This is a genomic window from Loktanella sp. M215, assembly GCF_021735925.1.
Taxonomy (GTDB): domain Bacteria; phylum Pseudomonadota; class Alphaproteobacteria; order Rhodobacterales; family Rhodobacteraceae; genus Loktanella.
This window is the reverse complement of sequence record NZ_WMEA01000008.1, coordinates 48,657-71,132: the sequence shown is the minus strand read 5'-3', so window position 1 is coordinate 71,132 and position 22,476 is coordinate 48,657. Positions and strand designations below refer to the sequence as shown.

Here is a 22,476-nt window from a genome sequence, read left to right as displayed (position 1 = left end):
GGCGGGCAAGAAGCCCCCGCTGACCTATGCAGACATACCTCGAGAAACGCGACACGGCGAACAATAAGGCCCGCTATTACCGTATGCTGGTCTTGCCCAACCTGTTCGAAGCCTGGACGCTGTATCGGGAGTGGGAACGGATCGGTCAGGGCGGACAGGTCCGCATGGAGTGGTTCGACAGTGAGGATCTCGCCGTGGGGGCGCTCATCTTGCTGGAAGCCACCAAGCGCCGGCGCGGGTATTGGGTGGAGCCGCAGCAGCTGAAGATGTTGAGCTGCTGCCGGTTTCGTGGACACCGGGTTAGGTTTGCATAGCTCGGTCCTCGAACGCCATAGGGCTGAGATAGCCCAGCTTCGAATGCCGTCGCCTCGGATTGTAAAAGCGCTCGATGTAGTCGAACACGTCGGCGCGTGCCGCGTCACGGGTGCGGTAGACCTTGCGGGCTGTCCGTTCGATCTTCAGCGACGAGAAGAAGCTCTCCATTGCTGAGTTGTCCCACACATTGCCTGCACGGCTCACCCGGCAAATGATGCCGTTGTCCAGCAGCAGGCGCTGAAACTGCTCACTGGTATATTGCGATCCTTGGTCTGAGTGATGGAGCAGCGCGTCAGCCTTTCCGCGCCGCCAGACGGCCATCCGCTGCCCGGCAGTGGTTTGCAGGTCATTCCGGTGGAATGACTGGCAAACCATGAGAGGGATCAGCGCATCCATGACCAGTGAAGCATCCCGTTCCGCCTTCATGGACCAGCCGACGGTGAGCCATTGATGCGCCATTGGTTCAAGCACAATGGCGAACCCTGGAGAACAGGTCCAGCACGACCGCCACGTAGAGCCAGCCCTCTGCGGTCCAGATGTAGGTGAAGTCGGCAAGCCACTTCTGGTTCGGCCGGTCTGCTGTGAAGTCGCGGTCAAGGATGTTGTCGGCGATGACCGACCGCTCGCCGTCATCCTTCGGGTTCCCGCGGCGTTTGGGCCGCGCTCTCATTGCATTTAGCCGCATCAAGCGTTCGATCCGGTGCAGTCCACATGCGAGACCTTCTTCCAGAACGTCACGCCAGACCCGGCGGGCGCCATAGGTGCGATCGCTGGCCTTGAAGCTCTTGTCGATCGACTGGACGAGCTTTGCATCCTGAGCCGCGCGTTCGCTTATCGGCCTTCTGAGCCAGGCATGAAAGCCGGATCGGGAGACGCCCAGCACCGCGCACATCCAGCTGACCGGCCAAATGTGCCGATGCTTTGCCACGTAAGCGAACGTCATGTCGCTTCCCGCGCGAAGTAAGCTGCCGCCTTTTTTTAGGATGTCACGCTCCGCCTTGAGCTTGGCGACCTCTTTCTTCAGGGTCGCAATCTCGGCCAATTCTGCGCGTTGCAAGCCATTGCCGGGAAACGCCGCAACAGGCGCTCCCATCAATTCCCGCATCCAGCGACGCAGCACGCTCTCCGCAAGATCCAGGTCCCGGCACGCCTGAGCGACCGCAACGCCTCGCTCGGTCACCAGCCTTACCGCCTCGATCTTGAACTCGCGGCTAAACTTCCGTCTCGTCATATCCACTCTCCAGTTCAATGGTCACGATCTTATCTTCGTGTCCACAAAACCGGCAGCAGCTCATGTTCGGGGCGTGAGCCTACGTGAAGCAGGGGCGATGTTAGTCCCCCTACGCTCTCGGCGATACGGCAGATCTGTCTCGCTGGCATCCGTCAGCGAGAACATAAGATCATTGCCGAACATCCTTATCTTCGTATCTGAAATCTCCATCTCGTTGGTCCGTAGCCAAGAAAGGTGTGGGGCCATTGCAGAAGTCCTGTGGCTCCTTAGCCACAACGCACCCGCAATACGCAATCACCAACCGCAAAGGTTTTCTCGAATCCGCAGGTCTGTGTACCGGTTGTTCACCGGAAGCTCGCAATCAGGGGGGGAGCAGCAATGTCTACATATCTTTGCCAAACCACCCGTTGGAATTGTGTGCACCCGGCGGCGATGACCATCGGTCACCGTTCAGGCGTCTAGCCTGACATATCGCCCGTCGGCCTGCCCTTAGGCTGACACACCTTCCAACTCACCCCGTACGACATCGATCTACCGACGCGCAATTCGTTTGCGCGTCCGATCATGTCTTCACCTTCAAACAGGAGCCGTGTGCAGTGCTGCACGCGGTCAGGAAACGAAAATGAACGCACATCCCGTTAAGACACCGATCTCGTTGCATGACACGGTCGAAGAGCTTGTCGCAAACTTTGGCGCAACAAAAGTCCTGTTCGAAATTGCCGCCAGGCGGTTCCGTAAAATTCACCCGCCGGACAACGCAAGAGCAGCGTTGAGCAGCTTCGATAGCTTGTCGGATCACATGAGAAAAGACATCGGCCTACTGCCAAAATCTGGCGGCAAGCCACATTTCGATCCACTTATGTTGAAGCGGTTCTGAAACGACTTCGGGGCGCTGTTCGCGCCGCGCCCCGGAGTATCCATCTCAATGCGCACCACACTGCATCAATCTCTCTTTGGGCTGGCTCGTTTCAGGTGACACGGAAAACTGGCCCTGTTGCGACACGAAGAACTCGCCTTCTCGACAAGTTGAGGCGGAAGCCTGGAGGACTGATCGGATACCCTGCCCCAAGGTGGCGCACCTTCTTCGCATGGTGAAAGCATCGGGAATAGGGCCATCTGAACGATGGAAGGCAGATTGCAGACTGGCTCCGTGCCAGTCCGCAACCTTGGTGAAGGACCTTAAGACGTGTGACGCCAGATCCGTCGTAGCGCCGTGCTCTCAGGTCAGAAGCGAATGGGCCTGCGTCAGGTCCTCGGCAAGATGCACGACCTCGCAAGGGGCACCGACCCGCAGATGTCCCGCAGAGCCGGCTTGACGCAACACGCTGGCGGGTGCGGCGGTCGCCATCGCGATGGCCCGTTCGAGCGTTATTCCCACATGGTTCACCATGACACCGATCGCCTGCGGCAGCGACAGGTCCGCCCCCGCAAGCGTGCCGTCGGCCAGCGTTAACCGACCGTCGTGACGGTGGATCTCGCGCCCATTCAGGGTAAAGCGGTCAAGGTCGGTCCCCGCGGGCGCCATTGCGTCGCTGACCAAGAAGACGGTCCCCGCGGCCTTGGCCTGCAGCGCCGCGCGGATCGCTGCGGGATGCACGTGCACGCCGTCCGCGATGAGGCCCGTGGCCCCCGTCCCGTCCAGCGTGGCTCCCACCAATCCAGGCTCGCGGTGGCCCAGACCGCTCATGGCGTTGAACAGGTGGGTCGTGCAGCCTGCGCCCGCGGCAAAGGCCGCCTGGCAGGTGTCATATCCCGCGTTCGAGTGCCCCAGCGACACGATCACCCCCGCGGCGGTCAGTTGCGCGATCTGTGCCGTCGTCACGGTTTCCGCGGCAACCGTCAGCATCAGGTTCGGCAGTTGCGCCGCCGCCGCGCAGAGCATCGCCATGTCATCGTTGTCGAGCGGCCGGATCAGCGCCGGATCATGCGCACCCTTGCGGGCCAGCGACAGATGCGGCCCTTCCAGATGCAACCCGATGATCCCCGGCACCGTGTCCGCGGCCGCAACTGCCGCCGCGATGGCGGCCTGCGAGACTTCGCGCCGATCGGTGATCAGCGTCGGTAGCATGGCCGTTGTGCCCATCCCCCGATGGGCGGCGGCCATGGTGCGCAGCGTCTCAACGCTGGCGACGTCGTTGAACATCACACCGCCGCCGCCGTTCACCTGCAGGTCGATGAATCCAGGACACAACGTACCGCCGGGCAAGGTCACGACCGCCGCACCCTCGGGCACTGCTTTCCCAATCCCCACGCAGACGCCATCCTCCAGCAACAGCACCGCGTCGGGGTGCAGCTGCGTGCCGTCGTGGACGTCGCAACCGGTGTATGCGGTCAGCGTCATGTGGTTTCCGTCACCTTGCGCAAATGGCGCGGGGTGTCCGGGTCGATTCCCCGCCCCACGGCCACCCGTTCGACCATGGCATAGAACGTCGCGATCAACGCGACGCCGTCCGTCAGCGGATGCCCGGTGCGCACCACGGGCAGGGGCTTCGCATGGCGCACCTTGTCAGTCGTGGCAAAGACGGCCGCGCCCTTCTGTGCGATGGCGTCCGCCGCCTCGGCCAGCGACGTCTCTGCCGCGTCGGCGGCACACAGGGCCAGCACCGGGAATCCCGGATCGATCAGGGACACCGGACCATGCAGCACCTCGGCCGAGGAATAGGCCTCGGCATGCATCAGGCAGGTCTCCTTGAACTTCAGCGCCGCCTCGCCTGCGATGGCATAGGCCGGACCCCGCCCGAGACAATAAAGCGACGCCCGTGTCTCCAGCGCGGTGCGCACCTCTGGCCAGTCAAGCGCCGTGGCCTGGGACAGTGCCTTTGGCAGGTCGTGCAGGGCGGCCAGCAATGCCGTGTCCTGCGACCATTCCGCCAGCAGCCACAGGGAAACCACGCAAGAGTTCACGAAGGTCTTTGTGGCAGCGACGCTGTGTTCCGCGCCCGCGTGCAGATGCAGGGTCCGGTCGCAAGCGGCGGCGAGGGGCGAGTCCGCCTCGTTCGTCAGCGCAAAGGTCAGCGCCCCGCCACGGGCGGCCATGCCCGCCGTGGCGACGATGTCGGGGCTTTGCCCGGACTGGGACACCGCCACGCAGGCCCCCCGGTCAAGCCGCATCTGACGGCCAAAGATGGACGAAACGGACGGGCCAAGGGAGGCGACCGGAACGCCCATCAGGATCTCTGTCGCGTACTTGAAATAGGTCGCGGCGTGGTCAGAAGACCCCCGCGCCGCCGTGGTCAGAAAGGCCGGATCGCGGTCGCGCAGCGCGGCCCCGGCCCCGGCCATCGTATTGCCACCGGCGGCCAGTAGCTGTGCCACCGCCTGCGGGATGTCCCTGATTTCGTCATGCATCCTGCTGTGGTGCGCCATGTCGGCCCCCTAATCCCGTGTCAGTCGCAATTCCGCGACAAAGTTGTAGGCATCGCCCCGGTAGACCGACCGCGTGAACTCTGCCACGCTGCCGTCGTCCAGATAGGATATCCGCTCGATCCGCAGCCCGGCCTCGCCCGCGGAGACCTGCAGCAGCGCCGCATCGTCGGGACCGAGGTTCACGGCGGAAATCTTCTGCAGCGCCCGCACGGGGGGGTGACCGCCCTCTGCCAGTACTGCGTAAAGCGACGTCGTCACCCGGGCCGGATCGGGGAGCAGCACCAATGGCAGGGCGGCCCGCTCGATCGCCAGCGGTCGCGTGTCCGCCAACCGCAGGCGCGCCAGACGGGCGACGCGATCCTCCTGCCGCAGGCCAAGGGCGATGACCTCGTCCGGGGAGGGGTCGTGGATGCCGCGCCCCAGCCAGCGGGTCGTCGTCGTCAGCCCCCGCCGGGCCATGTCCTCAGTGAACGAGGTCAGGCGCGACATGGATTGCTCCAGCCGCGCTGGCACGTCAGCGACGAAAGAGCCCGAGCCCTGCTTTTGCACGATTAGCCCGTCGCGGACCAGCATCTGCACGGCGCGGCGCACGGTCACGCGCGACAGGGCCGTTAACTGCGCGATTTCGCGCTCTGGCGGCAGGGTGCTGCCCGGGGGCAGCAGGCCCTGTGTCACGGCCTGTGTCAGACGCTGGAACAACTGCTCATAAAGCGGGCCGTTGCGGGCCGACTGCCACTGATCCGGGGCAAGAAAGGCCGCGATGGTCATGCGGCACCCCGTGCAAGCAAGAATGCGCCATCCAGCGCCGTGCCTTTGGGCGCAACGAAGTGCCGCCCGTCCCGCGCCAGATGATCGCGATAGCGCGGCCCCAGCCCGCCGATCAGGCACAGCGGCAGGCTGTCGTCGTGCCCCAGCGCCACAAGGGCCCGCTCCAGCCAGTCCGCTCCCTGCCCCACGATCGCCCGCGCCGCCGGGTCCTCGGCATCCAGCACGACGGGGGCCAGCGCGCCATAGTCCACGGGCCGCGCCGTCGCGGCAAAGCGCACGATGGCATTTGGGTCATCGCCGAACCGACGCAGCAGTTGCCGCGCCATTGCCCCCACAGGCGCCAGACCATCCACAGCCTCCAGCGTCGCGGCCAAACCGGCGCGCCCGATCCAGGCGGCAGAGCCGTTGTCGGATACCTGCAGTCCCCAGCCACCCACGGAACGGACGATGCCCCCCCGCTTCAGCCCGACAAAACTGCCCGTGCCAAGCGCCAGCACCGCGCCGTCCTGCGGACCCAGCGCACCGGCCACCGTCGTCGGCATGTCACCGGTCACGGTGCATCGCCGCATCGGCATCCGCGCCGCGACGGCAGCGCAGACAGCGTCGGAAATCGCGCCTGCCAGCCCCAGATGTCCGACCGCCCCCACGGCGGCACCGGGCACCGCAGCCTCGATCTGCGTCAGGGCCGTCAGGATATTGGCGCAGGCCCCGTCGAAGTCCGAGGTCACGTTCGACGGCCCGCCGTTGGCCCGCGCCAGAACGCGGCCAGCCGCATCCCACAGGGCGACCCGGCAGCCGGTGCCGCCGCCATCCACGCCAATATAAAGGGTTTCAGTCTGCGTCATACGATACCTCTATAATACCTTTCAGCCCGGAAAAATCCCAAATCCACGCGCATCCGCTGATTTTTGTGGCGATACGGGGGATGCCAACAAAGAATCTAGACAAGAGGTATCTGAAAGGTATTACTTGCCCGAAAGGAGAGAGTCAGATGGCCCTGCCTAAGACCGAAGCCCGCATGAGCACCGAGACGCCCATCGACCGTCTGGACGGCCCCGCGGCGCTGACCCGGATGATCGACATCCAGATCGCGAGTCTTGCCACGCTGCGCGACGTCTTGCCCGCCCTTGAAGCCGCCGCTGATCTGGTTGCAGACACGCTGCGCGGCACCGGGCGGTTGGTCTACGCGGCCGCCGGGTCGTCGGGCTTGATGGCGCTGGCGGATGGCAGCGAATTGCCCGGCACCTTCGGCATCGACCCCGAACGCATCGTCATTCGCATGGCGGGTGAGATCCCGACTGGAGCCTACATGCCAGGCAACACCGAAGACCTGACCGACGACGCGATGACCCTGCACCCCGGCGATCTGCTGATCGCGATCTCTGCCAGTGGCAGCACTCGCTGGGCCGTGGATGCCGCCACGCGCGCCCGGGCCGCGGGGGTGCCGGTCATCGGCATCGCGAACAATCCGGATACACCGCTGCTGCACGCCGCCGACGTCGCGATCTGCCTGTCCACCCCGCCAGAGGCGCTGGCCGGATCGACCCGCATGGGCGCCGGGACCGCGCAAAAGGCGGCGCTGAACATGATCTCGACCCTTGCGGGCGTGCGGCTGGGGCATGTCCATGACGGCGACATGGTCAACCTGCGCGCCGACAATGCCAAACTGCGGGGCCGTGCGGCACGGATCGTGGCCGACGTGGCCCGCGTCAGCGAGGCGGTCGCAACCCAATCCCTGAATGCTGCCCGTTATGACACGAAAACCGCTTGTCTTATTGCAGCGGGCGCGGACCCTGCCACGGCCACGGCCCTTCTGACCCATCATCACGGCCACCTGCGCCCGGCGCTCGCGGCGCTGCAAGACCAAGACCCCCGCTAGAACGGGCTGCTCACCTTCAACACCTGGGAGACGACAATGACCTACCGCACCTTTACCGCCACACTGCTGGCCTCGACCCTGCTGGCGGGGTCGGCCTTTGCGCAGGACGTCACGCTGACCATCGAAAGCTGGCGCAACGACGACCTGTCGATCTGGCAGGACCAGATCATCCCCGCCTTCGAGGCATCCCATCCCGGCATCAAGCTGAACTTCGCCCCCTCGGCCCCGGCTGAATACAACGCCGTGCTGAACTCCAAGCTGGACGCAGGGTCCGCCGGTGACCTGATCACCTGCCGCCCCTTCGACGCGTCGCTGGCCCTCTATGACGGCGGCAAGCTTGAGGACCTCTCCGACCTGCCCGGCATGGCGAACTTTTCCGATGTGGCAAAATCCGGCTGGTCCACCGACGACGGCAGCGCCACCTTCTGCGTGCCGATGGCCTCGGTGATCCACGGTTTCATCTACAACAAGGACGCCTTTGCCGAACTGGGACTGGACGTTCCGAAAACCGTCGACGACTTCTTTGCCGTCCTCGACAAGATCAAGGAAGACGGCACCTACATCCCGATGGCGATGGGCACCAACGACCAGTGGGAAGCCGCCACGATGGGCTATCAGAACATCGGCCCGAACTATTGGAAGGGCGAGGAAGGCCGCACGGCCCTGATCAAGGGCGAGCAGAAGCTGACCGACGCAGACTGGGTTGCGCCATTCGAGCAGCTGGCCCGCTGGAAGGACTACCTTGGCGACGGGTTCGAGGCACAGACCTACCCCGACAGCCAGAACCTCTTCACCCTCGGCCGCGCCGCGATCTATCCCGCCGGGTCGTGGGAAATCTCGGGCTTCAACGGCCTCGCGGATTTCGAAATGGGGGCCTTCCCGCCACCCGTGCCAGCAGCGGGCGACGACTGCTACATCTCGGATCACGTCGACATCGCGATCGGCATGAACAAGGCGACCGAACACCCCGAAGAATCCAAGGCTTTCCTGGATTGGGTCGCAAGCCCCGAGTTCGCATCGCTCTACGCCAACGCCCTGCCGGGATTCTTCCCGCTGTCCAGTGAACCGGTCAAATTGGAGGACCCGCTGGCGCAGGAATTCGTCAGCTGGCGCGACACCTGCAAATCGACAATCCGGTCCACATACCAGATCCTGTCGCGCGGCACCCCAAACCTGGAAAACGAGACGTGGAACGCGTCTGCGCAGGTCATCAAGGGTGAAGAGACGCCGCAGGATGCCGGAAAGCGCCTGCAGGACGGCCTCAACACGTGGTACAAGCCCGCAGAGTAAGCGAACCGGCCCCGGCAACCGTGCCGGGGCCATCCATCCGAAGGGCCGCCATGACCGACAGACCCCGCAGACCCTGGCACATTGCCGTCTTTCTGGCCCCCGCGGTGCTGGTCTATACGGCCATCATGATCATTCCCCTGTTCGACACCTTGCGGCTGGCCCTGTTCAACAAGGGCGATGGCGGGGCGGTCTTCGTCGGGCTGGCCAACTTCAAGACGCTGTTCGGCGACCCCAACTGGTCGAGGCAGTTCTGGAACGCGCTGGTCAACAACTGCTGGTTTTTCGTCATTCACATGGCGGTGCAGAACCCCATCGGCATCGCCCTCGCCGCGATCCTGTCGAACCCGCGCCTGCGGTTTTCGGGCATCTACCGCACCGCGATCTTCGTCCCCACGATCCTGTCCTTCGTCATCGTCGGCTTCGCGTGGAAACTGATCCTCTCGCCGATCTGGGGCATCGCACCGGGCATGCTGGATGCGGTTGGCCTGAAATCCCTTTTCTCGCCCTGGCTGGGCAAGGAAAGTTCGGCGCTCACCACGCTCGCCCTGATCTCTGTCTGGCAGTTCGTCGGCATCCCGATGATGCTGATCTACGCCGCCTTGCTGTCGATCCCGGACGAGGTGCTGGAAGCCGCGGAATGCGACGGCATCACCGGCTGGGGCGCCTTCTGGAAGATCAAGCTGCCGTTGATCCTGCCCTCGATCGGCATCATCTCGATCCTGACCTTCGTGGCGAACTTTAACGCCTTCGACCTGATCTATGCGGCGCAGGGCGCGCTGGCGGGGCCGAACTTCGCCTCCGACATCCTCGGCACGTTCCTCTATCGCACATTCTTTGGCTTTCAGCTGCAATTGGGCGATCCCTACATGGGGTCGGCCATTGCCAGTGCGATGTTCGGGGTCATCCTGATCGGCGTGTGCCTGTATCTTTTCGGCATCCAGACGCGCATCCGCCGTTACCAGTTCTGAGGGTCAGATGAGCACCGCGCGGACCAACCCCCTGAACACCGTGGCCGCCCACGTGGCGCTGATCGCCTACATGTTGATTGCGCTGTTCCCGGTCTTCGTGATCGTCATCAACAGCTTCAAGGCGCGCAAGGCGATCTTTCGCGAACCCTTGGCGCTGCCAAACGCCGACAGCTTCTCGCTGATCGGCTACCAGACGGTGCTGAAGCAGGGCGATTTCTTCGGCTATTTCCAGAACTCGATGATCGTCACTGTCGTGTCGCTGTTCTTCATCCTGCTGTTCGGCGCGATGGCGGCCTTCGCGCTGGCCGAGTATCGCTTCAAGGGCAATACGCTGATGGGCCTCTACCTTGCACTCGGCATCATGATCCCGATCCGCATCGGCACCGTGGCGATCCTGCAGATGATGGTGGCGAGCGGGCTGGTGAACACCCTCTGGGCGTTGATCCTCGTCTACACGGCGCAGGGTCTGCCGCTGGCGGTCTTCATCCTGTCAGAGTTCATGCGGCAGGTGTCCGACGATCTGAAAAATGCTGGCCGGATCGACGGACTATCGGAATACGCGATCTTCTTCCGCCTTGTGCTGCCGCTGGTCCGCCCTGCGATGGCGACGGTCGCGGTGTTCAACATGATCCCGATCTGGAACGACCTGTGGTTCCCGCTGATCCTGGCGCCGTCGGAAGACGTCAAGACGCTGACCTTGGGCTCTCAGGTCTTCATCGGCCAGTTTGTAACGGACTGGAATGCCGTCCTCTCGGCGCTGTCGCTGGCGATCCTGCCGGTCATGGTCCTTTACGTCATCTTTTCGCGGCAGCTGATCCGCGGCATCACATCAGGAGCCGTCAAATGAAGATCCTTATCGCCGGCCTTGGCAACATGGGGCGCAGCCATGCACTGGCCCACCACGATCATCCAGACGCGCAGATCGTCGGACTGGTGAACCGTTCACCCGTCGACCTGCCGGTCGATTTGCAAGGCTATCCGCTGTTTACCGACTACGCCGAGGCGCTGGCGCAGACGCAGCCCGACCTTGTCGTCGTCGCGACCTATTCCGATAGTCACGCCGACTACGCCATAGCGGCGATGGAGGCAGGCGCCCACGTCTTTGTCGAAAAGCCCCTTGCCACCAGCGTCGCCGACGCCCGCCGTGTCGTGGCCGCGGCGGAACGCCTGAACCGCAAGCTGGGCGTCGGCTACATCCTGCGCCACCACCCCAGCTGGCAGCGCCTGATCGCAGAGGCCCGTGGGCTTGGCGGGCCTTATGTCTTTCGCCTCAATCTGAATCAGCAATCGACCGGTCCGACCTGGGACACCCACAAGGCGCTGATGCAGACGACATCGCCCATCGTCGATTGCGGCGTGCATTACGTCGACGTCATGTGCCAGATCACCGACGCCCAGCCCGTCCGCGTCAACGGCATGGGTCTGCGCCTGTCCGACGAGCTGCCCGAGGGCATGTACAATTACGGCCAGTTTCAGGTCGTGTTCGACGATGGTTCGGTCGGCTGGTACGAGGCCGGCTGGGGCCCGATGATGTCCGAGACCGCGAGTTTCGTGAAGGATATCGTCTCGCCGAACGGCGCCGTGTCGATCACCGAGGGCAATACCGGCCGGTCCGACGACGTGGATGGCCACACGAAGGTTGGCGCGATCAAGGTCCACCGCCTGACCGGCGACACATTGATCGACATGCCCGACGAGCCGGGGCATCAGGCGCTGTGCGACGCCGAACAGGCGTGGTTGTTGGACGCCATAGCGAACGACGTCGACCTGTCGCGCCACATGGCCGACGCGGTGCAGTCGCTGGCGATCTGCCTCGCCGCTGATCATTCCATCCGGACGGGCTATCCCGTCGCGCTCAAGGATACCCCATGACCGACACCAGCCTGAAACTCGACGGCGTCAGCAAGGCGTTCGGCACCGTCAAGGTGCTGCACGGCATCGACCTGACCGTGGAAAAGGGCGAATTCGTCGTCTTCGTCGGTCCCTCGGGCTGCGGAAAATCAACGTTGTTGCGCGTCATCGCGGGCCTGGAAGATGCCACATCGGGCACCGTCGAAATTGGCGGCCAGCGCGTCAACTCAGTGCCGCCCGCAAAGCGTGGTATCGCAATGGTGTTCCAGAGTTACGCCCTTTACCCGCACCTGAACGTCTCGGACAACATGACACTTGGCCTGAAGCAGGAAGGCGCGCCCAAGGACGTCATCGCCGCGCGACTGGCCGAGGCGGTACGGATCCTGAACCTCGCTCCCTACCTGACCCGCCGGCCGGCAGAACTGTCCGGCGGCCAGCGCCAGCGCGTCGCCATCGGGCGCGCGATCGTACGCCAACCAAAGCTGTTCCTGTTCGACGAACCCTTGTCGAACCTCGATGCCGCCCTGCGCATGAACACAAGGATCGAGATCGCGCAGCTGCACCGTACCCTTGGCGCCACCATGATCTACGTGACACACGACCAGACCGAAGCGATGACCTTGGCCGACCGCATCGTCGTGCTGCGCGACGGCCGCGTCGAACAGATCGGCACACCGATGGAGCTTTATAACAACCCTGCCAATCGCTTCGTCGCCGGATTTCTCGGCGCACCTGCGATGAACTTTCTGACCCCGCCGGACGATGCCCCTGCGGGCGCGGAACTCGGCATTCGGCCAGAGGATCTGCGGCTCGACCCCGACAGTGCGCTGCAAGGGACGGTCACCCATGTGGAAAGGCTGGGGGGCGACACGAATATCGTGGTGCAGACCCGACCCGATGAAGTTGCCACAATCCGCATGTTCGGCCAGCATCCGGCCCGCGTCGGCGATACCGTGGGGCTCGGGTTCGATACCGCCAAGAGTTACCTTTTCGCCGCCGACGGCAGCCGTCTGCGGTGAAGTTTCGTCAGCCCTGACGATCCCAGCCCTCGTCGGTGTCAGCCTCGCAGGCTCGGACGCATCACCAACCAGAAGCACCGACAGTTTGCTGACCACAACTCACGCCTGCGCGAGCGTCTCGGAAGCCCGTGCCGCCATCGGGCGTTAACTGGGCATTTACTACAGCCGGCGACCTCACTCATCGCTCAACAGCAAAACGCCCGATCAGGCCTTCTTCAATCAGTCGTTGCCGGGCGCGCTGGCAGAGGCTGCCTTGAACCACAAGGACTGGCCACGCGTAGCCCGTCAGGTCCTCCTGCCGGCCTGATCGCCCACGCGGCAAAGTCCCCCTGCCCGCGATGGCGATGATCCGCCCGCCCTGACAGCCTTTGCAAAGGGGCGGTTCTGGCCACCGCCCTGCGCATCGGCGGTGTCATAACGGATCCGGCACTGGTCTGTCTTGGGTCTGATGTCCCGCCATTTTTCATTGAGCGCGCCGTGCAAATCACGGGGTTTCAAGCGCGGGGCGCGGCTTTTCCGCGACCAATCGCGGTGTCAATCCCCGATGCCGGCGGCCGCCATGATCTTGCGGGCGGCGCGTTCGTGGGGTTTGTCGATCATCTGCCCGTCGATCCGCACGACACCCGCACCGGGGTCGGCGGCGAAGGCGTCCAGCACCTTCTGCGCCCAGTCCAGCTCTACCTGTGTCGGGGTAAAGGCGGTATTGACGACAGCGACATGCTTGGGATGGATCACCGCCTTGGCGCCAAATCCGTCGCGGCGCGCCGCAGCGGCCTCGCCCTCGATCACACTTAGATCATCCAGTACGGCGCAGATGGTATCCACGGCGACCACGCCCGCCGCTGCCGCCCCTGCCAGACACAGGTTCCGCGCCAGACGAAACGGCTCGTGATAGCCCTGCCGTGCCCCGTTTTCGCGCGCGCCAAGCGAGGCGGCAAGGTCTTCGGCACCCCACATCATCCCCCACAGACGCGCGTCCACGCCCGCATACTGCCCGGTGGTGAACAGCGAGGCAGCGGTTTCGGTGACGATCGCGAGGATCTTTGTCGACGGCAGGTCATGCGCCGCTTCGAACGCGGCAAGGTAATGCGCCACCCTGCGCAGGTCAGCGGGGCTTTCGCACTTGGGCAGCACGATCCCGTCCGGGCGGTGCGGCATCACGGCGGCCAGATCGGCCAGCGTCAGCCCCGTATCCAGCGCATTGACCCGCACGAAAAGCGCGGGCCCTTCGCGCGGCGCATCCAGCATTTCGGCCACGGTGCCCCGCGCGGCATCCTTGGCGCTGGCCGCCACTGAATCCTCCAGATCGAGGATCAGCGCATCGGCCTCGCCGGTGCGGGCCTTGGCGAATTTATGGGGGCTGTCGCCGGGCACGAACAGAAAACTGCGCATCAGTTCGCCCCCCCGCGTGTTTTCATCAGTGCTGCACGCTCGCATCTGGCGACCAATGTGCCGTCCTGTTTGAAGCACAGATGCTCGAACGTGACGATGCCCTGCGTCGAGCGGGACTTGCTGGGTCGCACCGCCAAGACGTTCGTCTCTGCCCGTAGCGTATCGCCATGAAACACGGGTGCGGGAAAGGTGACGTCCGAAAAGCCCAGGTTGCCGATCGTCGTGCCAAGGGTCGTGTCCTGCACGCTGAGGCCCACCATGATCGCCAGCGTGAACATGGAGTTGAACAGGCGCTGCCCCCATTCGGTCCCTTCCGCGAAATGCGCGTCGATATGCAGCGGCTGCGGGTTCATCGACATCAGGCTGAACATGGTGTTGTCCGCTTCGGTTACCGTGCGGGTCAACTCGTGTCGAAAGGTCTGCCCGACATGAAAGTCTTCGAAATAAAGTCCGGCCATGACAGGGTCCTTCAGCAGATTGCGCCTGACCACGGCAATATCCCATCGCACCCGTCATGGCGAGACGCAGGCGACCGACCGCAGTGAAACTCTCGCGTTAGACGGTCCGGTGTCCACCGCCAAGTTGCGGATGCGGTTCACCCGTTGTTATCGTTATCGATCTACGACGGCGTTGGCCCACCCGTTGCAACAGGTAGAATCATGCTGTCGGACGTACAGATCGATTTGATACGCAGGTCTGCCGAACGGCTGGCGGCGTCGAACGTGGCGGCGACCGACGCGTTCTACGTCAAACTTTTCCAGACCGCGCCCGCCGTGCGCCCCCTGTTTTCAGAGGACATGTTCGAACAATGCGAAAAACTTTGGCAATCCATCGTGATGATCGTCGAAAGCGCCGACAACCTCGACCAGATCCGGCTGGCGCTGATGGCCTTGGGCAAGCGCCATGTCGATTACGGGGCAGAGCCCGGCCACTATGCCATCGTGACGGACGTGCTGATCGAAACCATGTCTACCTTGATGCGGGACGAATGGTCTGCCGACTACCGGGCCGCATGGACCGCGGCCCTCGGGGCGGTCTGCGAAACCATGCTAGAAGGTGCCGGCCATCGTGCCCATTGACGCCGCAGCACCCCAGCCGCCCCTGTGCTGTCCGCCGGCATCCCCGCTGTCACTTTTGGTCATGAACGCCACCGAACTGCATGTGCTGTGCCACAGCTTCGCGATGCAGGTCATGGCCCCCATCTGATGGCCAGCGATGCGACCCCGACAGGGCATCAGGCCCGCCAGTTGTTGGGAAAGATCATCGGCGTCTGGTCCGATCTGCGCAACGCCGATGTCACGCTGCTGAAAGACGCGGACCCGGCGCTGATCCGGATGATGAACGGTGCCTTTACCCGCGACGCGATCCGGACCTTCACCTGTTTCGAAGACATGGCGCGCCACGTCATCACCCGGTTCGCAAAGGGCGGCGATCCCGATCCCGTCGGTCTGGCAGAATTGGCACGATTCGTGACGACCGAACTGTCGACCACCATCGGCTGTGTCGTCTCTGCCGCGCGGCTTGTGGCGGACCTTGGCGGGCGCGACATGGAACGACTGGCCCTGACCGACGAACTGACGGCATTGCCGAACCGCCGCGCGTTTCACGAGGTGATGAACCGGGCAAACAAGGGCGGCTGGCCGGACGATCACGTCACGGTCATGCAGATCGACCTCGACAGGTTCAAGCAGATCAACGACGGGCTGGGCCACGCGGCCGGTGACGCCGCCCTGCGGCATGCCGCGAAGGCGATGGCTTTTCATATCCGCCGCGAGGATTTCATCGCACGGCTGGGCGGGGACGAGTTCACGCTGCTGTTCTTCGAACGGATGCCGGAAACGGCCATGGCCGAGCGGGCCGCCCACATCATCACCGATATCGCGAAACCATTCTTCTTCAACGACCGGACCTGCACTGTCGGCGCCAGCATCGGCATCGCCTATGGCAACCGGTCGGACGGCATCCCGCTGGACCGGCACTTGGCGAACGCGGATCTGGCCCTTTACACTGCGAAAAACGGTGGGCGCAGCACCTACCGTTTCTTCACGCCCAGCTTGCGCACCCGCGTCGAGGAATGCGAAGCCTTGCAGGGTCAGATCCGGCAGGGTCTGCAGAACAACGAGTTCGAGCCCTTTTTCCAACCCCAGATCGAAGGGCGCTCAGGTCATCTGGTCGGGATCGAGGTGCTGGCGCGGTGGCATCACCCCACCCGCGGCCTGCTGACGCCGTTTCATTTTTTGGATGCGGCCAAGGACGCAGATCTGCTGGAAAGCCTCGATTCACATCTTGTCGACCACGCATTTTCCACGATGCGGGGCTGGCTGGATACGGGTCTGACGATCCCGCAACTGTCCCTCAACCTGACGGCGGACCGGTTGCGTCACGTCAATCTGGTGGAAAGGCTGGTGGGTGCCGCAGATCGCTTTGGCCTGCCGATGACGCTGATCGCGGTCGGAATTCTGGAAAGCGCGATGATCGACAGCACGGCGCCCCAGATGCTGCAGAACATTCACGATCTGTCCGACGCGGGCTTCCGGATCGAACTGGATGATTTCGGGACGGCGCATGCCTCGATCGCGAACCTGCGCAATTTCAAGGTCGACCGCATCAAGATCGACCAGAGTTTCGTGAAGGACATTCACCCGTATTCGGAACTCGCCAAGATCACCGCTGCAATGATCGGCTTGGCACATGCCCTGCGAATGGATGCGCTGGCCGAAGGCGTCGAAACGCCGGAGGAGCGTCTTGTCCTCAATGCCCTGGGCTGCGATCACATTCAGGGCTTCGGCGTGTCCCGCCCCATGCCCGGCTGCGACGTGCCGCGGTGGATCCGCATGACGCAGAAACGGAAAACCCTGCCCCCGAGGCGCCTGTTCCGCGCCGCCGATGCCCTGACAGGTTGACCGCCCGCTCAGACGCCGTCGATCAGGATGTCCAACGCCCGTTTCAACGCATCCCGGTGCGCGGCCAATGATCCGACCGGCGCCTTCAGGACCCCGCCCGGCACCGCCGCCAGTTCCTGCACCCGGACGATCCAAGTCGTCCCGTCAAATTCCACGGACGGCGTCAGACCCGGAAACGCGGCATAACGCCCCGCGTCGCGCAGCGGTGCCACGACCCGAGAGGCGTCAATCCCGATCAGATCGGTCTGCAGATCGACGACAAGCTGGTCGCCGTCCAGCCGATAAAGGTCGAATTGCGCCACGCGTCAGAAACTTCTGAAACGGGCCAGCGGCAAGCCGTCCTGTGCCACCTCTGCGGCATAGGTGGCGATGGCCGCCGCGTTCTGCGCGCGCCACAGGCGGTTGCGCTCTGCCTTTGCGGCATCGCTGATCGCAGCCTCGGCCAAGCGAGACATGTTCAGCCCGAGCGACCGTGCATCCGCTGCCACCTGTTCATCCAGCGTCAGGTTCACCTTGATCCGGCCCACAACGCACTCCTTCATAATACGTACGCTAAAGGAGGATAGCTTATCATCCGCCCCGTCGCCAGCCTTCTAGTTCGCCCGCGTCGGGTCCGTCATCGGATCGCCGGCCTCCTGCCCGCCGGGCGTATGCTCTGACGACGCCGATCCGACGGGGCGTTCGATCATCCGGTGGACGCGGGGGGCATGCCCTTCGATATGCAACGCGCGGATCTGTTGAGAGTTCTCCTGATCGGCACGGGTCCGGCGCTGCCGGTCACGGATGTATTCCAGCCAGGTCGCCACGTGATAGCGTTCGATCCACAGCTCGGTCTCGGCCAGATCGCGCAGCAGCGTCCAGCGTTGCGCACCGTCCCGGCGCAGGATGCGCCGCCTCTCGTTCATCGCGCGCACGAAGGCGGGAATGTTCGCCTCGGGCACCCGGTGCTCGATCGTGATGACGATCGGTCCGGACCGGGCGTGAACCGGCACCGCCGTCTCCGGCTCGCCCAGATTGTCCAGCGGTTCAAGGTCTTCGTCCCCGCCCGCAGGCAGCGGTAGGACCAGCCCCGACACGCCCCCCGCCGCCTGCAATGCCGCCGCCGCCAGCAGGGCGAGGGTCACACCATGGCTTTCGGCCACGGCGCCGAACCCCCAGGCGCCCGCCGCCATGCCGCCGAAGGTCGCCATCTGATACAGTGACAGCGCCCGCCCGACGACCCAGCGCGGCGTCGACAGCTGCACCGTGACGTTGAAGGTCGACAGCGCCAGCACCCAGCCCGATCCCGCCAGCATCAGCGCGGGCAGCGTCAGGATCAGCGTCCGGCTGAGCCCCGCTCCGACAGCGCCCAGCACCATGGCGACAGAGGCGATCCGCACGATGCCTTCGGTCGTGAAACGCGCCCGCAGCCGCCCACTCGACAGCGCACCGCCCACGGCACCGATCCCGAAGGCGCCCAGCAGGATGCCGTAAGTCAGCGGCCCGCCAACGATCAGATCGCGCGCCACGATGGGCATCAGCGCCGGAATCGCCGCCGCCGCCGCACCGAACAAACACCCGCGCAGCAGCACGATGCACAGGTTCGGCGACATCGCGACGTAGCGCAGACCGGCAGCCATGGCGACGTCGATCCGCTCGCGCGGCAGCGTGCGCGGCTTTCGGTCCGGGTGCCAGCGCAGCAGCACCACAATCAGCCCGATATAGCTCAGCGCATTCGTCAGGAAGGCACCCGCCGCCCCCGCCACGGCCACGATGGCCCCGCCAATCGCCGGCCCTACGGACCGCGCCATGTTGAACCCCATCGAATTCAGCGCCACCGCCCCGGGCAAGGCATTGCGCGGCACCATGTCCCCGACGGCGGCCTGCCACGCCGGGTTGTTCAGCGCCGTGCCGCAGGCGATGGCAAAGGTGAATCCCAGCAGCCCCCAGGGCGTCAGCCAGTCGTTCCACGCAAAGAACGCCAGCAGCAAGGACACCACAACCATGTAGATCTGCGCGCACAGCATCACCTTGCGCCGGTCAAGGTTGTCGGCAATCGCCCCCGCCGCCAGCGAGAAGAACATGATCGGTAGCGCGGTCGAGGCCTGCACCAGCGCCACCTCTTGGGGGGAATCCGACAGCGTGGTCATCAACCATGACGCCCCCACGGCCTGCACCAACCCGCCGAAGTTCGACGACATCGACGCCAGCCAGATAGAGCGGAAGATCGGCACCGAAAACGGGGATATGGGTTGACCGGGCAGGACGGGTCTCCTTAGGGTATGATCGGTCGCGGCACGCCGCAGAACATGGCACCCCACAGGCCGACGTCAATGAATGTTTAGCGATCCGGTCTGTCACCGGCAACCGTCAGTCACTGCGCAGGGACAAACCGCTTTCGGTGTCGAACAGATGAACCTCTGCCGGGTCGGCACGGATGGTCAAGACCTCTCCGATCCGGGCGCCGACCTGCCCGGACAGGTGCAGGGCAATCGCGCCACCATCCGACAAAGCGCCATAGATATAGGACTCGCCGCCCAGTTGCTCGACGCTGGCGACCGTCATCCGGATCGGCCCGTCGTCACCGACGCTCAGATGGTTTGGCCTGATGCCCAGCGTCACCGTCTGCCCCGGCTGATGACGGAACCCCGCAGCGGGCAACGGCATTCGCTCGCCCGTTCCCAGCGCAACGGCGTCGCCGTCGATCTGACCCGTGATGAAATTCATCTTGGGCGACCCGATGAAGCCGGCCACGAACAGGTTGCGGGGCCGATTATACAGATCCAGCGGCCGCCCGAACTGCTCCAGCTCTCCTAGCCGCAGGACCGCGATCTTGTCGGCCATGGTCATCGCCTCGACCTGATCGTGCGTGACATAGATCATCGTGTTTTCCAGCCGCCGGTGCAGGGCCGTGATCTCCTTGCGCATGTCGACGCGCAACTCCGCATCAAGGTTCGACAAGGGCTCGTCGAACAGGAACACCCGCGGTTCGCGCACCACGGCGCGCCCGATGGCGACACGCTGGCGCTGCCCGCCGGACAGATCCTTCGGGCGGCGGTCGAGCAGCATGTCGATCTGCAGCATCTTGGACACCTGATCGACCTTCGCCTTGATCTCGGCCTTGGGCGTGTTGATGTTTTCCAGCCCGAAACTCAGGTTCTGCCGCACGGACATATGGGGATAGAGCGCGTAGGACTGAAACACCATCGCAAGGCCCCGGTCGGCGGCGGGAATATCGTTGACCACCGCGTCGTCGATCACGATCTGGCCCCCGCTGATCGGCTCCAGCCCAGAGATCATCCGCAGCAGCGTGGACTTGCCGCAGCCGGACGGGCCGACGAAGACGCAGAACTCTCCGTGCTGCACGTCAAGGTCGATGCCCTTGATGACCTCGACGTCGCCGTAGGACTTGCGGACCTGCCGCAGTTCAACCCTGGCCATGTCAGTTCTTTCCCCATCTGGTCATCGTCATTTCCCCCCGGTCGAGGCGATGCCCGTCGCGATGTATTTCTGCAGGAACATGAACACCGCGGCGATCGGCAGCAGCGTCAGCACGGTCATCGCCAGCAGGCTGGGCCAGTCCGTCTGCAACTCGCCCTGAAACGAATTCAGCGCAAGTTGCAGGGTAAAGTTTTCGGTCCTGGTCAGCACGATCAGCGGCCACAGGAAATCGTTCCAGCGCCACATGATCGCAAGGATCGCCAGCACCGCGATGGCGGGAGCCGATAGCGGCAGGATGATCCGCCAGAAGATCTTCCACTCGCTGGCCTTGTCCATCCGTGCGGCATCGAGGATCTCGTCCGGAATGGTGATCATGTATTGCCGCAGCAGGAACACGCCGGTCGGCGTGGCGGCGCCGGGAATGATGACCCCCCAAAGGCTGTTGAACATGCCCAGTTTCGTCACGATCAGGAACAGCGGCACCAGCACGACGGTCTGCGGGATCATCAGCGTGCCGATGACGATCAGCAGCACTGCGTTGCGTCCGCGGAACTGGTATTTCGACAGGGCAAAGGCGGCCATGGAATTGACCAGCAGCATCAGGACCGTCGCCGCAATGGTGATGAAGGTCGAATTCCAGAAATACCGCAGAAAATCGAAGCGTGCGAACAACTGGCTGTAGTTGCTGGTCGCAAAAGCCACCCGCTCGATCGGTTGCAGCATGTCGGCGGTCAGGCGGATGCGCTCTTCGGGGTTGTCGGGCGACACGACCTCGGCACGCCCCGCGGCGCGGCGGGTCTGCCCCACAGTCTGCCCCGCCAGATCGCCCGATGTCACAGTGAATGCGGGCAGCGGGTCATCGAATCCCGGCACCACCAGCGTTTCCCGCGTATAAGGCAGAAAACGCGGCGGAAACCGGTCGAGCTCGTTCTGGTCCTTGAAGCTGGACAGCACCAGCCAGACCACCGGCCCGAACATCAGCACGATCCCGAACATGAGGTAGCCATAGGATACCCAGTCGGTCCAGTGCAGCCGCCCCCTGCCCCGCGTCGCGGTCAGGAACCCCATGACGCCGCTGCGTTCAGCCATCGACATTCCTCCGGTTGGCCCACAGTTGCACCAGCGTCAGCACCACCAGCACACCCGCCACTAGCAGGGACGCGGCGGCGGCCAGACCGAACAGCCGCGGCGCACCCGCAAACCCGCGTTCATAGATGTATTGGATGATGAAGGTCGTGGCCGTCCCCGGCCCGCCCCCGGTAAAGGCATAGATCTCGTCAAAGGTCTGCACGCCGCGGATCAGCGCCAGCACCAGCACGACCAGCATCGTGGGCGACAGCAGCGGCAAGGTGACGCGCCGGAACGTGCGCCAGCCAGACGCGCCGTCCATGGTCGCCGCCTCGTAGACGTCGCGCGGAATGGCCTGCAGGCCCGCCAGCAGGATCAGCGTATAGAACCCCATGTGCGCCCAGACCGAGATGAAGACCGACCATCCGAACGCCCATTGCGCATCCACCAGCCAGTTGATCCCGCCGATGCCGGTCCAATCGAGGAATGCGTTCAGCACCCCCTCGCGCTGCAGGATCCATTTCCAGATCAGCGCCACGACAACCGGCGACAGCAGCACAGGAAAGAAGAAGACCGACCGAAAGAACCCTCGTGCCCTAATCTTGCCGTTCAGGATCACCGCCGTCAGCAAGGCGAAGCCCACCATGAAGCCGACCTGCAGCGCAACGAAGGTCACCGTATTCCAGACCGCGCGCCAGAACTTGTCCTCGCGGCAGGAGTTCGGGTCGATGTAATTGCCGCAATCCAGCAGGTTGCCGAAATTCTGCGCACCGACAAACGGCCGGTTCTGCAACAGCACGTTGTCGCTGCCGCTGGTGGCGTAGAAGACGTTCAGGATCACCGGCAGAAATGCGAACAGCCCGAACAGGATCAGGTTCGGCAACAGGAACGCCCACGCGAGTTTGTTGATCCCCAGCAGGCGTTGCAGGGCCAGCATCGGGATCTCGATGATCCGCATGATCGGTGTGATGATCGTCAGCATGGGCGCTCCGCCGGAAAAGACCCC

Annotated in this window: 23 protein-coding genes and 2 pseudogenes; 12 read left to right on the top strand and 13 right to left on the bottom strand. The window is 64.0% G+C overall.

Translation table 11 applies throughout. The annotated features are described in order from the left end of the window. Positions 1-26 precede the first annotated feature (26 nt). Positions 27-314, top strand: a complete 288-nt coding sequence (locus GLR48_RS24865) for a WGR domain-containing protein (RefSeq protein ID WP_237066856.1) — start codon at positions 27-29, stop codon at positions 312-314. Here the strand turns inward: GLR48_RS24865 and GLR48_RS24860 are convergent. Beyond that, positions 301-1,546, bottom strand: a pseudogene (locus tag GLR48_RS24860) (IS3 family transposase). The gene GLR48_RS24865 and the pseudogene GLR48_RS24860 sit on opposite strands and share 14 nt — an antisense overlap. 622 nt (positions 1,547-2,168) lie before the next feature. On the opposite strand from GLR48_RS24860, the gene GLR48_RS24855 reads away from it, so the two are divergent. Continuing rightward, entirely contained in the window at positions 2,169-2,423 is a 255-nt protein-coding gene (locus tag GLR48_RS24855) for a hypothetical protein (RefSeq protein WP_237066854.1), read from the top strand. Positions 2,424-2,765: 342 nt separating this feature from the next. Here GLR48_RS24855 and nagA read toward each other — a convergent pair whose 3' ends face one another. Genes nagA through GLR48_RS24835 form a run of 4 tightly spaced genes read right to left on the bottom strand, consistent with a single transcriptional unit; the run spans position 2,766 to position 6,525 of the window. After that, entirely contained in the window at positions 2,766-3,887 is a 1,122-nt protein-coding gene (nagA, locus tag GLR48_RS24850) for an N-acetylglucosamine-6-phosphate deacetylase (RefSeq protein WP_237066852.1), read from the bottom strand. Continuing rightward, positions 3,884-4,912, bottom strand: a complete 1,029-nt coding sequence (locus GLR48_RS24845) for an SIS domain-containing protein (protein WP_237066850.1) — start codon at positions 4,910-4,912, stop codon at positions 3,884-3,886. The genes nagA and GLR48_RS24845 overlap by 4 nt, the downstream gene beginning before the upstream one ends. A gap of 9 nt (positions 4,913-4,921) precedes the next feature. Further along, the gene (locus tag GLR48_RS24840) at positions 4,922-5,680 is read right to left on the bottom strand and encodes a GntR family transcriptional regulator (protein WP_237066848.1); all 759 of its coding nucleotides are present in this window, start codon (positions 5,678-5,680) and stop codon (positions 4,922-4,924) included. Next, the gene (locus GLR48_RS24835; protein WP_237066846.1) at positions 5,677-6,525 is read right to left on the bottom strand and encodes a BadF/BadG/BcrA/BcrD ATPase family protein; all 849 of its coding nucleotides are present in this window, start codon (positions 6,523-6,525) and stop codon (positions 5,677-5,679) included. Before GLR48_RS24835 ends, GLR48_RS24840 begins: the two co-directional genes overlap by 4 nt. Positions 6,526-6,671: 146 nt before the next feature. Here GLR48_RS24835 and GLR48_RS24830 point away from each other — a divergent pair, with 146 nt between their 5' ends. The 7 genes and pseudogenes from GLR48_RS24830 to GLR48_RS24800 form a co-directional block, all read left to right on the top strand. Continuing rightward, positions 6,672-7,559, top strand: coding sequence for an N-acetylmuramic acid 6-phosphate etherase (locus GLR48_RS24830; RefSeq protein ID WP_237066844.1), 888 nt, complete (start codon positions 6,672-6,674; stop codon positions 7,557-7,559). A gap of 36 nt (positions 7,560-7,595) precedes the next feature. After that, complete coding sequence (locus GLR48_RS24825) at positions 7,596-8,849, top strand: ABC transporter substrate-binding protein (RefSeq protein WP_237066842.1); 1,254 nt, start codon at positions 7,596-7,598, stop codon at positions 8,847-8,849. A 50-nt stretch (positions 8,850-8,899) separates the two neighbouring features. After that, a complete protein-coding gene (locus GLR48_RS24820) occupies positions 8,900-9,817 on the top strand; it encodes a carbohydrate ABC transporter permease (RefSeq protein ID WP_237066840.1) in 918 nt (305 codons plus the stop codon). A gap of 7 nt (positions 9,818-9,824) precedes the next feature. Beyond that, positions 9,825-10,664, top strand: coding sequence for a carbohydrate ABC transporter permease (locus GLR48_RS24815; protein WP_237066838.1), 840 nt, complete (start codon positions 9,825-9,827; stop codon positions 10,662-10,664). Further along, positions 10,661-11,689, top strand: a complete 1,029-nt coding sequence (locus GLR48_RS24810; RefSeq protein ID WP_237066836.1) for a Gfo/Idh/MocA family protein — start codon at positions 10,661-10,663, stop codon at positions 11,687-11,689. Before GLR48_RS24815 ends, GLR48_RS24810 begins: the two co-directional genes overlap by 4 nt. Continuing rightward, entirely contained in the window at positions 11,686-12,687 is a 1,002-nt protein-coding gene (locus GLR48_RS24805) for an ABC transporter ATP-binding protein (RefSeq protein ID WP_237066834.1), read from the top strand. Before GLR48_RS24810 ends, GLR48_RS24805 begins: the two co-directional genes overlap by 4 nt. A gap of 100 nt (positions 12,688-12,787) precedes the next feature. Further along, positions 12,788-12,931: pseudogene (locus GLR48_RS24800) on the top strand (IS3 family transposase); the annotation flags it as partial. A gap of 290 nt (positions 12,932-13,221) precedes the next feature. On the opposite strand, the gene GLR48_RS24795 reads toward GLR48_RS24800, so the two are convergent. Next, positions 13,222-14,079 carry an HpcH/HpaI aldolase/citrate lyase family protein gene (locus GLR48_RS24795; RefSeq protein WP_237066832.1) on the bottom strand — a complete coding sequence of 286 codons (858 nt, stop codon included), beginning with the start codon at positions 14,077-14,079 and terminating at the stop codon, positions 13,222-13,224. After that, positions 14,079-14,537, bottom strand: coding sequence for a MaoC family dehydratase (locus tag GLR48_RS24790; protein ID WP_237066830.1), 459 nt, complete (start codon positions 14,535-14,537; stop codon positions 14,079-14,081). Before GLR48_RS24790 ends, GLR48_RS24795 begins: the two co-directional genes overlap by 1 nt. 201 nt (positions 14,538-14,738) lie before the next feature. Between GLR48_RS24790 and GLR48_RS24785 the strand changes: the two genes are divergently transcribed. From GLR48_RS24785 to GLR48_RS24775, 3 genes are read left to right on the top strand one after another with little or no spacing between them, the layout of a single operon-like run. Beyond that, positions 14,739-15,158, top strand: coding sequence for a globin domain-containing protein (locus GLR48_RS24785; RefSeq protein ID WP_237066828.1), 420 nt, complete (start codon positions 14,739-14,741; stop codon positions 15,156-15,158). Further along, complete coding sequence (locus GLR48_RS24780) at positions 15,148-15,285, top strand: hypothetical protein (RefSeq protein WP_237066826.1); 138 nt, start codon at positions 15,148-15,150, stop codon at positions 15,283-15,285. Before GLR48_RS24785 ends, GLR48_RS24780 begins: the two co-directional genes overlap by 11 nt. Beyond that, positions 15,285-16,982: a putative bifunctional diguanylate cyclase/phosphodiesterase gene (locus tag GLR48_RS24775; RefSeq protein ID WP_237066824.1), complete on the top strand. Its 1,698-nt coding sequence runs from the start codon at positions 15,285-15,287 to the stop codon at positions 16,980-16,982. The genes GLR48_RS24780 and GLR48_RS24775 overlap by 1 nt, the downstream gene beginning before the upstream one ends. A gap of 8 nt (positions 16,983-16,990) precedes the next feature. Here GLR48_RS24775 and GLR48_RS24770 read toward each other — a convergent pair whose 3' ends face one another. The 6 genes from GLR48_RS24770 to GLR48_RS24745 form a co-directional block, all read right to left on the bottom strand. Next, the gene (locus tag GLR48_RS24770) at positions 16,991-17,284 is read right to left on the bottom strand and encodes a CcdB family protein (protein ID WP_237066823.1); all 294 of its coding nucleotides are present in this window, start codon (positions 17,282-17,284) and stop codon (positions 16,991-16,993) included. A 3-nt stretch (positions 17,285-17,287) separates the two neighbouring features. Then, entirely contained in the window at positions 17,288-17,509 is a 222-nt protein-coding gene (locus GLR48_RS24765; RefSeq protein WP_237066821.1) for a type II toxin-antitoxin system CcdA family antitoxin, read from the bottom strand. A 66-nt stretch (positions 17,510-17,575) separates the two neighbouring features. Continuing rightward, positions 17,576-19,225, bottom strand: coding sequence for an MFS transporter (locus GLR48_RS24760; protein ID WP_237066973.1), 1,650 nt, complete (start codon positions 19,223-19,225; stop codon positions 17,576-17,578). A gap of 106 nt (positions 19,226-19,331) precedes the next feature. Continuing rightward, positions 19,332-20,402: an ABC transporter ATP-binding protein gene (locus GLR48_RS24755; protein ID WP_237066819.1), complete on the bottom strand. Its 1,071-nt coding sequence runs from the start codon at positions 20,400-20,402 to the stop codon at positions 19,332-19,334. Between the two features lie 27 nt (positions 20,403-20,429). Beyond that, positions 20,430-21,491 (bottom strand): carbohydrate ABC transporter permease, encoded by a 1,062-nt coding sequence (locus GLR48_RS24750; RefSeq protein WP_237066817.1) that lies wholly within the window; start codon positions 21,489-21,491, stop codon positions 20,430-20,432. Further along, positions 21,484-22,452, bottom strand: coding sequence for a carbohydrate ABC transporter permease (locus tag GLR48_RS24745; protein WP_237066815.1), 969 nt, complete (start codon positions 22,450-22,452; stop codon positions 21,484-21,486). Before GLR48_RS24745 ends, GLR48_RS24750 begins: the two co-directional genes overlap by 8 nt. Between the last annotated feature and the right edge of the window lie 24 nt (positions 22,453-22,476).